The organism is Thermococcus sp. LS2 (genome assembly GCF_012027375.1).
In the GTDB taxonomy this organism is placed as follows: Archaea; Methanobacteriota_B; Thermococci; order Thermococcales; family Thermococcaceae; genus Thermococcus_B.
On sequence record NZ_SNUI01000001.1, the window covers coordinates 110,906 to 124,770 of the forward strand.

Annotated in this window: 13 protein-coding genes; 6 read left to right on the top strand and 7 right to left on the bottom strand. The window is 40.9% G+C overall.

Features of this window, described 5'->3' with window-relative positions; all coding sequences use genetic code 11:
* The first annotated feature begins 5 nt into the window (after positions 1-5).
* The 4 genes from E3E24_RS00625 to E3E24_RS00640 all read left to right on the top strand — a co-directional run bounded on the left by E3E24_RS00625 (position 6) and on the right by E3E24_RS00640 (position 4,856).
* Entirely contained in the window at positions 6-1,160 is a 1,155-nt protein-coding gene (locus E3E24_RS00625; RefSeq protein WP_167886181.1) for an amidohydrolase, read from the top strand.
* A 6-nt stretch (positions 1,161-1,166) separates the two neighbouring features.
* Positions 1,167-2,330, top strand: a complete 1,164-nt coding sequence (locus E3E24_RS00630; protein WP_167886182.1) for an amidohydrolase — start codon at positions 1,167-1,169, stop codon at positions 2,328-2,330.
* Positions 2,323-4,224: a S9 family peptidase gene (locus E3E24_RS00635; protein WP_167915499.1), complete on the top strand. Its 1,902-nt coding sequence runs from the start codon at positions 2,323-2,325 to the stop codon at positions 4,222-4,224. Before E3E24_RS00630 ends, E3E24_RS00635 begins: the two co-directional genes overlap by 8 nt.
* Positions 4,225-4,334: 110 nt before the next feature.
* Positions 4,335-4,856 carry an Lrp/AsnC family transcriptional regulator gene (locus tag E3E24_RS00640; protein WP_167886184.1) on the top strand — a complete coding sequence of 174 codons (522 nt, stop codon included), beginning with the start codon at positions 4,335-4,337 and terminating at the stop codon, positions 4,854-4,856.
* Positions 4,857-5,075: 219 nt separating this feature from the next.
* Here E3E24_RS00640 and E3E24_RS00645 read toward each other — a convergent pair whose 3' ends face one another.
* The 6 genes from E3E24_RS00645 to E3E24_RS00670 form a co-directional block, all read right to left on the bottom strand.
* Positions 5,076-5,285 (bottom strand): hypothetical protein, encoded by a 210-nt coding sequence (locus tag E3E24_RS00645; RefSeq protein ID WP_167886185.1) that lies wholly within the window; start codon positions 5,283-5,285, stop codon positions 5,076-5,078.
* A 202-nt stretch (positions 5,286-5,487) separates the two neighbouring features.
* Entirely contained in the window at positions 5,488-6,318 is an 831-nt protein-coding gene (locus E3E24_RS00650; protein WP_167886186.1) for a carbohydrate ABC transporter permease, read from the bottom strand.
* Positions 6,315-7,193: a carbohydrate ABC transporter permease gene (locus tag E3E24_RS00655; RefSeq protein ID WP_167886187.1), complete on the bottom strand. Its 879-nt coding sequence runs from the start codon at positions 7,191-7,193 to the stop codon at positions 6,315-6,317. Before E3E24_RS00655 ends, E3E24_RS00650 begins: the two co-directional genes overlap by 4 nt.
* Positions 7,194-7,207: 14 nt before the next feature.
* The gene (locus E3E24_RS00660; RefSeq protein ID WP_167886188.1) at positions 7,208-8,530 is read right to left on the bottom strand and encodes an ABC transporter substrate-binding protein; all 1,323 of its coding nucleotides are present in this window, start codon (positions 8,528-8,530) and stop codon (positions 7,208-7,210) included.
* Positions 8,531-8,851: 321 nt separating this feature from the next.
* Entirely contained in the window at positions 8,852-9,547 is a 696-nt protein-coding gene (locus E3E24_RS00665) for a diacylglycerol/polyprenol kinase family protein (protein WP_167886189.1), read from the bottom strand.
* A gap of 68 nt (positions 9,548-9,615) precedes the next feature.
* Positions 9,616-10,944 (bottom strand): NADP-dependent malic enzyme, encoded by a 1,329-nt coding sequence (locus tag E3E24_RS00670; RefSeq protein ID WP_167886190.1) that lies wholly within the window; start codon positions 10,942-10,944, stop codon positions 9,616-9,618.
* A 190-nt stretch (positions 10,945-11,134) separates the two neighbouring features.
* On the opposite strand from E3E24_RS00670, the gene E3E24_RS00675 reads away from it, so the two are divergent.
* Positions 11,135-11,383 carry a hypothetical protein gene (locus E3E24_RS00675; RefSeq protein WP_167886191.1) on the top strand — a complete coding sequence of 83 codons (249 nt, stop codon included), beginning with the start codon at positions 11,135-11,137 and terminating at the stop codon, positions 11,381-11,383.
* 1 nt (position 11,384) lies between these two features.
* Positions 11,385-12,740 (top strand): tripartite tricarboxylate transporter permease, encoded by a 1,356-nt coding sequence (locus E3E24_RS00680; RefSeq protein WP_167886192.1) that lies wholly within the window; start codon positions 11,385-11,387, stop codon positions 12,738-12,740.
* Here E3E24_RS00680 and E3E24_RS00685 read toward each other — a convergent pair whose 3' ends face one another.
* Positions 12,741-13,835 (bottom strand): Ldh family oxidoreductase, encoded by a 1,095-nt coding sequence (locus E3E24_RS00685; RefSeq protein ID WP_167886193.1) that lies wholly within the window; start codon positions 13,833-13,835, stop codon positions 12,741-12,743.
* Between the last annotated feature and the right edge of the window lie 30 nt (positions 13,836-13,865).

Genomic DNA, 13,865 nt, shown 5'->3' on the forward strand with positions numbered 1-13,865 from the left:
CTAATATGGGAGACCTTATTATAAAGAATGTGAAAGCCTACACTATGGGAAAGAAAGGGCTTATAGAAAAGGCAAACATCATTGTAAAGGATAACAAGATAAAGAAGATAACTTCTAGATCCATTGCCGTAAAGGGGAAAATAGTAATTGATGGAGAAGGGCTTATTGCACTGCCCGGCTTGATAGATCCTCACACCCACCTTGGAATTTATCCCCTAGAGTGGGAGTACGGGGATCATGGAGTTGAAAAGTCAGATCCAATAACCCCCCATCTTAAAGTTGTTGACGGGCTAGATCCTTTCGATCCTGGTTTCAGAGACGCCATTATGGGAGGCATTACCACAGTTTCAATAGAGCCAGGAAGCCCACTTTCTTGGGCAAGCTATGAGAAGACTACCATAATGCCGGGTCAATCGGCTATTCTCAAAACAAATGGCAAGATAATTTCTGAGGAGGCAGGAATAAAGATAGCCGTGGGAGGACATGTTAGGAAGTTCCTAGAAGAACTCAAGATGCCCCCAATGACTAGAATGGGAATATTGGCATCGATAAGAACAATACTCCAAAAAGCGAAAGAATACGCGGAAAAGAAAGAAGATAAACAATACGATCCAAAGCTTGAGGCATTAGAGAAGCTTATAAAAAACGAAACAATGGCAAGGATTCATGTGCATGTTTCTAGGGATATACTCTCCATAATAAAACTCTTGGAAAGTTTTGGAGTTCAGAAAATAATCATAGAGCATGGCACGGAAGCATATAAGGTTTCAGAGTTTTTGAAAGATAAGAACATTCCCGTAATACTTGGGCCAGTGATATTTCCAAAGAGAGGAGCAGAGCTGAGAGAACTCTCCTCAAAGCTGCCAGCTATGCTCTACAGCTCTGGTGTTCTTTTCGCTCTTACAACAGATCACCCAGCAATTCCAATTCAGTACCTAACCCTAATAGCAGCTGCATGCGTTGGTGATGGATTGCCATATGAAGAAGCCCTAAAGAGCATCACAATAAACGCAGCAAAAATACTTGGAATCGACAAATTTGTCGGGAGCCTTGAAGAAGGGAAAGACGCCGATATAGTGCTCTTTGACGGGGATCCCCTTGATCCAACTACTAAAGTTGTCTATACCATCATTGATGGAGAAATCGTCTATGAGAGGTGATAAACTATGAAAGCCCTAGTTGGCGGGACTGTTTTACCAGTTTCCCACCCACCTATCAAAGATGGAGTTGTTCTTTTTGATGAACACTCAGGAAAAATCTTAACAGTTGGCAAAAGAAGCAAAGTTAAGATTCCAGAAGACACTGAAGTGATCGATGTATCAGGCAAATATATATCTCCTGGCTTTGTAGATGCTCACAGCCACATTGGCATGATTCCTGATGGTCTTGAGTGGGAATTTCAAGAGGCAAATGATTTCTATAGTCCTATCGCCCCCCATTTAAGAGCAATTGATGGGTTTGACCCATATGATGAAGCATTTAACGATGCCATAGCCGGCGGAGTTACAACTGTTGCAACTGGGCCTGGAAGTGCGAATGTCATGGGAGGAGTTGGTCTTATAGCAAAAACCTACGGAGACGGCTTTGAAAAAGTTATAAATCCAGAAGCTTTCTTGAAGATGGCTCTTGGACCAAAGAGACCCAGAGAATACAAAAGCAAGCTCCCTTATCCAACAACGAGAATGGGGACTGTAGCATTTATGAGGATATGGTTCAAGCGTGCACAAGACTTTATGGAAGGAAAAATAAAAGAGGAAAATATAGACACCGAGGAAAAAGAAATGTTAAATCTACTGGCAAAAGCACTAAAGAGAGAAATACAGGTAAAAATCCATCTTTCAACATCTCCTGATGAAATATACGCAGTTTTAAGAATAATAAAAGAATTTAACCTCAATGCAACTATTGACCATGCTTTTGGAAGTCAACTCGTTGTAGACATGCTCAGCAAGGAGAACGTTCCAGTAATTTATGGACCCCCAATGATAGCTAGGATAGCATCTTTCTTCAGATATGTGAGTGATGAGGCTCCAGTGCTCTTATTCAAAAAGGGGGTCAATGTTTCCATAATGACAGATCATCCCGTGCTTCCGGAGAAACATCTACGCCTCTTAGCAGCTGCAGTTGCTAGGAACGGTTTATCGCTTGATGAAGCGTTAAAATTGATAACAATAAACCCTGCAAAAGCCTTGGGAATTGATAAGTTTGTTGGAAGCCTAGAGCCGGGGAAGGATGCAGATATTGTCGTATCATCTGGCCATCCTATAAACCCCACCTCAAGAATTGAGATTGTTTTTGGAAAAGGAAAGGAGGTATTCAGAAATGAGTGAATGGGATGAAAAAACCTTTGCAAAGTTTGCCTATTTAGGAGATGTAAGGATTTCAAGAGATGGAAAGCAAGTAGCATATGTTATGACGAAGGCAAACTTAAAAACAGACAAATATGATAGCACAATCATAATTGAAGGCCTCAAAAATGGGGAAAGAAAGTTTATAGAAAACGCCACAATGCCCCGTTTCTCTCCCGATGGGAACAAAATGACTATTGCAAGACTAAATGAAGAAAAAAAGATAACCGAACTCTGGCTTTATGACCTCAGAAGCATGAGCGGAAAGAAAATCGGAGAATACGAGAGTATAATGGATGTTCAGTGGGGGCCTGACAGTAGAAGAATCCTTATAACCGGCTTCAAGAGACGTGGAGATGAGCACCTATATTTTGAAGACAAAACTCCCGTCTGGTTTGATATGAAAGGTTTTCTAGATGGCGAGAAAACGATGCTCCAGCTCATTGACACTGAAAGCGAGGAGATAATTGATACAATTACAATAGAGTCATTCGCCTTGCCCTACTTCAATGTTGCAGTTTGGCATGGAGATAAAGTTGTTTACAATGTGCCTAAAGAGGAAAACCCCTACAAGCTCTTTGATATATTTATCTACGAAGATGGCAAAAGTGAAAAAATATTTGAAAACGTCTCGTTTAGGGCAGTTGATTCCAACGGAGAATTCCTCCTTCTTCTTGGAAAGCCGAAGAAAGAAAAGCTCAGTGAGCATGATTACATCTACCTTTGGGATGGCAAGGAAGTCAAACCGCTAACAGAGCGCTTCATTTATAACAACTGGAATGGAAAGCTCGATGCTAAAGGAAACTTATACTTCACAATGGCAAAAGAGGGAAGAGTGAACCTCTACAAGCTTAAAAATGACAAACTAATCCCAATAGTTGATGAAAACGCTTGGGTCATGGGATTTGATGTAAGCGACGATGGAAAAGTAGCCATTCTGAAAGAAACGGACACAAGACCAAGTGAAGTGTTCCTCTGGGATGGAAAGCTCAAACAAATAACTGATTACAATGGCCCAATTTTAGCGAAGCTCAAAACGAGACCAATAAAGCACTTCCGCTTTAAGTCCCTTGATTTGGAGCTTGATGGATGGTACATCAAGCCTGACATTAAAGAAGGTGAAAAAGCTCCAGTCATAGTCTTCGTTCACGGCGGTCCAAAGGGGATGTACGGCTATTACTTCAAATACGAAATGCAGTTAATGGCTGACAAAGGCTACTACATAGTTTTTGTCAACCCAAGAGGAAGCAATGGTTACGATGAAGATTTTGCCTTGAGAGTTCTCGAAAGGACAGGATTAGAGGACTTTCAGGATATAATGAATGGAATTGAGGAATTCTTTAAACTTGAACCCCAAGCCGATCGCGAAAGAGTTGGGATAACGGGAATAAGCTATGGAGGCTTTATGACGAACTGGGCACTTACACAGAGTGACTTGTTCAAAGCTGGAATTAGCGAGAACGGCATAAGCTACTGGTTGACAAGCTATGCCTTCTCAGATATAGGCTTATGGTTCGACAAGGAAGTGATTGGAGAGAACCCACTCGAAAACGAGAACTACAGAAAGCTCAGCCCACTCTTTCATGCACAAAACGTTAAGGCTCCAATACTAATCATCCACAGCCTCGAGGACTACCGCTGTCCGCTTGACCAGAGCGTTATGTTCTACCACGTGCTCAAGGACTTAGGAAAAGAGGCCTACATCGCAATCTTCAAGAGAGGCGCGCACGGGCACAGCATAAGAGGCTCACCAAGACACAGAGCAAAGAGATACAAACTCTTCATGGAATTCTTCGAAAGAAAACTAAAGAAATACGAAGAAGGCTTCGACATCGAGAAGATTTTGAAAGAAGAAAAGAAAGAAGGTGAAGTCTAGTAGGCACAGATTTGCTCTCCCTTGAATCTTTCATTTTAGGGAAAATTAGCTGAAATAAGAATGTCTGCTCTAAGCATTGCTGTGGTGAAAAGTGTAAGGGGGATTAAGACATGAATGAAGGGTGGAAAGTTGGGGAAATCGAGCTACTAAAAAAGATATTTAAAGGAAAACTTGATGAAACAGACATAAGGATATACATGCTTCTCAGGGAAAACGGAAAGATGAGCGACAGCGAAATTGCAAGAAAACTTGGAGTTTCAGTCACAACTGTAAGACGGAGAAGAAAGAGGCTCCAAGACGAAGGAATACTTCAGATTATAGCTCTCCTCCTGCTAAAGGCTGCTAATGCTAGCTATGCCGATGTACTCGTAAAGTTCAAGCAGGGCACAAAAATCGAAGAAGTCAATGAATTCATAAGCAACGCAATTAAAAATCCCAGAATATATGAGGTAACACTTTACATAGGTGGAAAATATGATGTTCTATTAAGGTTCTTTGAAGGAAACCTAGAGAGTTTAAAGTACCATATTGAAAAATTTCTAAGGAGCTCCCGAGTAGTGGAAAGTTACGAAGTAAATACTGCGGTAGGAAGTCCAAAAGCATGGTACAAAGAGTTTAAGATCAAATTCTGAGATATCTTAATTAATTTTACCTAATTTACTCCTTTAATGAATCATAAAACGGCACCTCTAAGCCTCTCAGTATCTTGATTCCGAAGAGGATCTTATATTCCTGTTATGCATCTTTCTCCCTGCAGAGTTTCTTCGATTTCTCGATACAATATTTTTATATCTTCTCCGAAAAAATCCTGCTAGAATATTATAATCCCAGTCACCCCATATATTTTAAAATCAGTGCTTCACAGCCTTAACCAGAGTACAAATTCCCGCCTCTTCTTTTATGAGCCCTCTTTCTTTGGCAATCTCTAGCAAGGGCTTTAAATCGAGAAGAGGAATCCCATACTTGCTGCAGTTATTCACAAGCACTGGCCAAGAAGCACTACCACCAAAATCCTCAATCATCTTTAACAAAGCCCCCAACTCAGAAGCTTCCCCACTCATAGCATCACCTCCCCATAAATCTGATTTAAAGAAAAGACAAGATAAAGTTGTCAAAACTTGTATTTATATTATTACAGCATCGCATCCATTCATAGCAAGCAAATTTTGTTTTATTTGTCGAAGATTTTACTAAGTTTCTGACTATAATAGTCAAAGGAAAAGCGAAAGATATAAAGAATCAAAAATTAGAATTTAAAGAAGCTCATCCCTTAATTGCACCGCTCGTGTATCCCCTTATGAGGTATTTACCTAAAGCTATCATAATGATCAGCGTTGGAAGAGCTACTATCAAAGCTCCAGCCATTTGAACGTTCCAGTTTGCAACAAAGCTTCCCTTGAGGTTTGCAAGCATAACAGTCGCTGGCATTGCTTCTTCTCCTCTTGTAAGTACAACTCCGAAGAGATAATCATTCCAAATGCTTGTGAACTGATAGATAGCAGTAACAACAAATGCTGGCATTGAGAGAGGTAGAATAATCTTTGTGTAAATTCCAGCAGCACTTGCTCCATCAACTTTTGCAGCCTCAACGAGCTCATCTGGGATCTCATAGTAATAGTTTGTGAAGAGCAAAGTGGTTATTGGGATTCCATATGCGGTGTGAGTTAGAACAAGGCCTGGAATTGTATTGTAGAGGCCAAGGCTCGAAATTAACCTTACTAATGGTATTAAGATTGACTGATATGGTAAGAACACACCAAACGTTATTAGAATCAACAACTTCTTTGAAACGCTGCCCCTCATAAGCTTTGCTAATGTAAAGCCAGCCAAAGATCCAAGCACAGTTGAAAAAATAGTTGCAAGGGTAGTAAAGATTAAACTGTTTATAATAGGCCTCTTGAGATTTTCAAAGGCAATTTTATATGCTCCAAAATATGGAGGAAGAATAAGCTGTATTGGAGTGGTTAAAGCAACTTGTTCCCCTGTTTTTGTTGAGGTTGTTATAGCACTCCAAATTGGAAGAAGATACCCAAAAGCAAGGAAGATTAGGATTATGTACATAAGAATCCTCAATGGTGTTATCTTTACCTTCATTCTTTTTCACCCCTGTAACTCCAGTACAAATAGGGCAACACAACAGCGAGGGCCATTAAGAGGAGAATTGTTGCTATTGCAGCCCCATATGCAAAGTTCGTCTTTGCAAAGGTCTCTTTATACATCTGAATAGCCAAGATAAATGTCGAGGTTCCAGGCCCTCCACGAGTGAGAACCCAGATGAAGTCGAACGCTTTTAATGAGAACACCATGAGGACTACGAAAGCACTAAGCGTTGGCTTAACTAGCTGAGGAATCACAACATATCTGTAAACCTGCCATGTACTTGCACCATCTATTACAGCGGCCTCATAGTGATCTATCGGAATAGATCTTATTCCTGCCAAATAAATTATCATTGTATAACCCGAGAACTGCCAGATCAAGGCTATTATTATGCAGTACATAGCAATGTTAGGGTCCGTTATCCATCTGCTTTCCAAAAATTCCAAATGTAGCTTTTCAAAAAGAGTGTTCAACACGCCACTAGATGGGTCATACATCCATGCCCATAGAGTTGCAGTAACTACAAATGACAGAGCAAATGGAAGGGTATAAATTGTCCTAAACCCTCCCTCAAATTTAATCTTTCTATCCAGCATGATCGCAAGGAGAAGACCCATTAAAATTGAACCCGGCACAAAGAGAAGCAATAGTAGGATGTTATTTTTCAGAGAAGTCCAAAAAACTGGATCGTGAAAGAGTTGTTTGTATTGGAGAAGACCAACGAAGCGATAAGAGGGAAGTAGTCCCCTCCAATCTGTGAGAGAGATGTAGATATTCCACAAAACAGCGACATACACAAAAATTCCAACAAGAATTAGTGCAGGTCCCAAAAATAAAAGAATGTAAGGAAGATCGGGGGATTTTCGCATTATTCTCCCCCCGATCAACTGAGCTTCCACTCTTTTATCTTGTTTGGAATTAGATCTTTCTTCATAGCATTAATGATTTCTGTCATTGCTTTGTTCACATCTTTGCTTGTTGCAAGTTCGGAGATTATATCATTAAGATCAGCTGCAAATGCCTCTGGGACTGCACTTCCGTGAGCGATACTTGGGATCATCTTTGTACTTGGTGACTTAAGCTCCTCCATGAAGGACTTCTGAATTGGATCATATGGATCGGCAGGAGCATCCATCCTTGGTGGTATTGATCCCTTTATTGGGTTGAACGTGTTCTGAGCTTCAACAGTTCCTATAAAGCTAAGCCACTTCTTAGCAGCATCAGGATGAGCAGCTTTTGCTGGCAGAACAAATGTGTCTATAACAAGGTCATAAACTCCAGCTGGTATTGGAATTGCACCATAGTCAACGTTTGGCTTCCAGCCCTTTGCTTTGAAGTAACCGTTTGCCCAATCACCCATGAGAGTCATGGCAGCTTCTCCCTTGTAAACCATTGCACATGCTTCATCCCATGTTTTTGCTGCATGGTCTGGATTTGAATACTCAACATACTTTACAAAATACTCAAGAACCTTCTTGAGGGTTGGATCGTTATCACTTATCTCGCCGTTTATGAACTTCTGATAGTAATCAATTCCTCCCACAGCAACAAGCATGACTTCAAAGACCTGAGTCGCTGGCCACTTGTTTCTGTCACCGAGTGCAAATGGTGTGACACCGTTCTCTTTGAGTTTCTCGGCAACAGCAAAGAGATCGTCAATGGTCTTTATGCTTGCAGGGTCAATTCCATACTTCTCAAATATCTTTTTGTTGTACCAGATGACATTTGCCCTGTGAACGTTGATAGGAACAGCATAATAGTGGTTGTTGAAGATTACCATCTGCTCAATCACATCTGGATAGTTCTTCTTCATGTCATCTGTCCAGATGTCATCAATTGGAGAAAGCTGGTCAGCTTTAATGTATCTCGCCATCTCATAACCCGCGTGAACCTGGAATGTGTCAGGAGGCTTTCCAGCGAGCATTAAAGACTGGAGAATCATTTTCATATTAACTCCAGCTCCACCACTCACAGGATTTGCTTTTATCTCAATGTTGGGATACTTCTCTTGGAATTTCTTAGCAATAGCATCAAAAGCCTCTTTTTCACCACCAGCAGTCCACCAGTGGTAAATTTCAAGAACTTCTTTTTGGGCTTGAGTTGTGGTAGGTGTTGTTGTCTCTTTTTGGGAGATACATCCAGAAACTATTGCAGTCGCTAAAATCCCAATTAACAGATATACAAAGAGTTGCCTTCTTTTGGACACAGATAGCACCCCCACAGGGGTTCTTCATAACTTATACATATGTAAAACTTAAATACTTATCGGTAAACAAGTAAAATATTTCTATGCATTCAATTTACGCTTTTTTTACATTGAGTTTAAGCCAAATTGTAACATAACGCACCCCCAATTTTTGCCTCTTCTCTTAGTTAAATGACACACTGTTTTACAATTCTACTAAAATATGATGCTACATCAGATATACAGAATCAAACAACTAGCCATTATGTACCAACTCTTGGAATTAATTTCCAAATCCACTATTCATTATATTCAAAGAATGTTTAAGGTGAACGAAACCTATCACCACACCACACTCAGCAATTCACCACCATAGAACAGCCACAGCAAGACAGCAGTGCTCATTGGAACCGTGAACTCGTCCCAAGCGGAGTAAATGGGTAAACTCTCCATGAACGCAGCAACTGAAGCAACGAATGTTAAATGTCCAAGCTCATAGGAAATCCCAAGCGCCTTGTGAGCAGCTATCAATGCAAAGATCGACACAACAAGCATCGTTAAGCTGCCGATTACTGTTTTATTCTTGTTCCATGGGATTCTAACTCCACCAATTGCCTGCCCAACAATAGCGTTGAAGCAGTCACCAAACGTGGAAACCCAAAGAGCTGCTAAAGCTATAAGCTTTGGGAAAACCGTGCATATCATTCCCATAGTCACCCAAAAGAGAAAGCTCCCCATGTAGTGATTCCCCTTGAGCTCATCTTCTCTCGCCATCTGTCTATAAGAGATTTCAGCGACTGGAACTTTGATCTTCCATCCTCTTCTCAGCTTAAGGTGCTGAAGCGTGTAAATCACTGCCCAGAACCAAACAACAAAGAGAGTAACATATTTTGGCGTGAAAAGTATTATCGGCGCTCCTAAAATGCCAGGAGAAATATGCCAAAGCTTTCTAACTAATTCACGTTTGCTAATTCTATCTTCAATTTTATCGAAAACCTTTGATTTAAACCCTATTTGATATATCTTCTCTGACTCCATGAAGAAAAGTTAGAAGAAAAAGAATATTTAAATTTTTCTGCAAATGTTCATGAAATTTTCGACAATTATTAATATTTCCACTTCTTTCTTTCCTCATTTATCGGAGCAATGATATTCTCATAAAACTCTCTAAGCTTTCTTGTATGTTCCTCTACCCATTCCCCGCTAACTTTCCTCCTTGCAACTCCTTCTTTCATAGCCTGCTCTGCCACAGCTCTAGCTTCCTTTGGATAAACTTCTGAATTCAGAGGAGAGGGGATTATGTAATCCTCACTCGGTTCTTCTACAATGCTTGCTATTGCCTTAGCTGCCTCAATTATCATTGTATCAGTTATCGTCTTTGCCCTAACATCCAAAGCTCCTCTAAAAATCCCTGGAAAGCCAAGAACGTTGTTAATCTGGTTTGGATAATCGCTCCTACCAGTTGCAACTATTTTAGCTCCGGCTTTTTTAGCCTCATCAGGGAGTATTTCAGGAACTGGATTAGCCAATGGGAATACAATGGCATCATCGTTCATTTTTGCAATCCATTCGGGCTTTATGACTCCTGGGCCGGGCTTCGTGAAGGAAATCAGAACATCAGCACCTTTTACAGCTTCCTCTGGACCCCCAGTAATTCCCTCAGCATTCGTTTTGCTCAAAAGCCAGCCCCTATAGGGGAACAGTTTTTCTAAATCCATATCACTTGTTAAAACGGTTGGCTTGCCATTAACGAGTTCTACTACTCTAACATTCCCCGGCTTTACTCCGGCTTTTGTTAGGATTCTTAAAGTTGCAAAGCCAGCAGCGCCAGCGCCAAATAAGGCTATTGTAATTTCATCAAGCTTTTTCCCGACTACTTTTAGGGCATTCAAAATCCCAGCCAAGACAACAGCAGCTGTTCCTTGCTGGTCGTCATGAAAAACAGGAATGTCTAATTCTTGCCTTAAGCGTTCGAGGATATAAAAGCACTTTGGTGAGGCTATATCCTCAAGGTTTATGCCGCCAAAGGTTGGTGCTATTGCCTTGACGATCTCGATGAACTTGTTTGGGTCTTGTTCATTAACCATTATTGGAAACGCATCAACACCGCCAAAGTGTTTGAAGAGTAGTGCTTTTCCTTCCATTACTGGCAAGCCCGCAAGAGGCCCAATGTTTCCCAAGCCCAAAATCCTACTCCCATCACTTACAATTGCCACAAGGTTACCTTTGCTTGTATACTCGTAAACATCGTCTGGATTTCTGGATATCTCCTTGCACGGCTCAGCAACTCCAGGTGTATAGGCTAAGCTTAAGTCGTGTCTATCTTTGAGAGAGACCTTTGGAATTACCTCAATTTTGCCATTTCCCGGAAAGTTATTTTTGTGAAAAGCCAAGGCTTTTTCTTTAAGCTTTCTTCTTTGCTCATTATCGGTCATACTAATCCCTCCACATGTAACAGTGCATCCTTTAGGTCTTTAATATTTCCTATACAATTCCCAGGTCTATCCATAAATTGGCAGAACTGACTTTACAAAATGTACTATTATATCGGCAATTGTCTATACATTTAGTTCCAATCAACGTAAAGATTAAATACAAAATAGACTATTTCTTTAGGGTGGTGCTATGCCAAATGATCAGCTCTATGAAATTTTTGGGGAAGTTATAGCCTCAAAGGATTTCCTTAAGGCATTTCTAATAACTACCATAGCGACATTTCTTATGTACTTTGCCGCTCCAACCATAGTAAAAGCACTCGGCAAGGAAGACCTCTTGAAGGCTTTGAGAGTAACTTTAAGCGCCTTGGGAGCTTTTGTGGGTTTCATAATCTCCAGCGCAATAATTGAACCAAAACGGATAGTGGAGGAGGAGTAAAATGGATATTGGCATCTTACTGCTCCAAGCCACATTCTTAACAGTTCTCTCAGTTCTCATGTACATCATAATTGGCATGATCCCCGGAACTGACGAAACCGCAACCATAGCACCAATAACTTTGGCTCTTCTTGCGGCAGGTTTTGATCCATTATTGGTTTTAGCTTGGTTCATGGGGACGATAGTTGCATTTAAAGCTGCAGATGCCGTTCCTACAGCCTTAGCGGCAATTCCAGGTGGAGTTATGGCAGTCCCACAAGTTCCAGATGCATTAGTTGCAAGGAAATACGGTTATTCTGAGATAATCTTGAGAAAAGGTATAACAGCAAGCGTGATTGGAACAGTCGTTGCTATAGTAATTGCTCTACCCCTATCATTCTACTTAACACCGTTGGGAGATTTGCTTAAAACACAAATGGGACCCTTAAACTGGCCAGGATGGGTTTATATAATAGTTGCTGGAATAATTGTGCTTGCCGTAATGTCAAAAGCAAAAATCTTAGCATTACTTGCAATATTTCCATTTGCAATGCTTGTTCAAGGAATTAGAGCAGTTTATGGAAAGCCAGTCTTCATAAGCATATTTTTAGCAATCACAATTGGTCCAATACTCTATGAGCTTCTCACATTAATTTCTCCACACAATCACCACTTAAAGCGCGATAACTATGCAAGAATAAAGCTTGTAAAAACCGGCAAAATAACCCTAAATCCACTCCATCATTTGGACAAGCTTGAAGTTACATTATCTTCAATTTTCGCTGGAATAAGCAGCATCCTCTCAGCCTTCATGAGTCCAGTTGGATTAACAATCCTCTTTGGAGACCTCATAAAAGAGGCAGAAAAAGACGAGCTTAAAGGCTCTTTAAGGGCATATGCAGTTAGAGATGCAATAAAGAACGCCACTTACATAGGAGGAACACTCATTCCACTAATAGCAATTGGAGTCCCAACTGGACCAATGTCCGCTGGTCCAGCGGCACCATTCTTTGCAAAGCTCGATGCCTTCAATGGACTAAGTCCAAGGGATGTGCTCCTACAAAGGTACTCAACCCCCACAATAATGCTGGTAATAGCCTATGTTACACTATTGGCAGCACTGTTAACTTATGTAATCTTGATAAAGTATTCAAAGCCACTAACTCGCTTTGTATTCAAAAAGATACCAGCTGAGGCTTTATATAGCACATTTTTGGCAATAGTCTTAGTTCTATCATACATGGAGGCCGGAATTGCTGGAATCTTTGGTTCAATACTTGTGGGATTAATTTCAGCAACCTTTGCAAGGAACGGTGTTTCAATAGGTGTTTTATTCATGGTTCTAGTTGCGGCTCCATATTTGGTAGCCTTGCTCTGATTATCCTTTTACCTTTAATTTTTCTACTCCGACCATTTCAGCTATCTGATTCAGCTCTTCCAGAACTTTCTTGTAAATTGGGATGCCAATCTTTAAGCGGGTCTCCATCGTGAGAAAGCCTTTTTCGCCATGAATCCAAATCCTGTCAAAATCCTTATGCTTCCTCGAACTTTTCAGTTCTTCAATCATCTTGCTCATCTTCTCCCTAAACTCCTCAAGAGGAACAAAAGCTTCAATGTTAATCGCCATGAAGAAGTGGTCAACCTCACTGTGCTTTTCACTCGTGTTCTTCACGTGCTTGCTCCAAGTTCCACCGCTTAGAATTCCGGCCAAAATGTCAACCATTACGCTAAGCCCATAACCCTTATGCCCACCAAAAAGCTCCCCAAAGCCCCCCAAAGGCAGTAAAGCACCACCATTGAAAACCTTCTCCACATCTGTGGTTATATTACCTTCGCTATCAATCGCCCAGCCTTCTGGAATCGGCTTTCCCTTTCTGCGGTAAACCTCAAGCTTCCCAATTGGGACAACACTAGTAGCCATATCAAGCAAAAACGGTTTATCCTTGGTTGGAGCGGCTAAAGCAATTGGATTCGTTCCCAAAAATCTCTCAATCCCACCAGTCGGAGCGACTAATGGGCGGGAATTTGTCATGCTAATCCCAATCATCCCCTCCTCAGCAGCCATCAAAGCATAATATCCAGCAATACCATAATGATTACTATTCCTCACTGCCACAACTCCAATGCCACTCTTTTTGGCCTTTTCAATTGCCAGCTTCATTGCCTTATAGCCAACAACTTGTCCTAATCCCTCATCCCCATCAATCAACGCATAAGAAACTCCTTCTCTGACAATTCTAATGTTTGGCTTCAGATTTATTCCTCCGCTGAGAATTCCATCAACGTAGCGCTTGAGCCTCTGAACGCCATGACTCTCAATTCCCCTCAAATCAGCCATGATTAAATTGTCAGCAACTATTTCTGCATCTTCTTTAGGTACTCCAAGCTTCGTGAGAACCTTCACGACAAACGAGAAAAGCTCATCCTTTGAAACCCTAACATAATTTTCATCAACGTAACCTTTTTCGAACATAACACCACCGAAAAATTTTGGGCTTTGTAG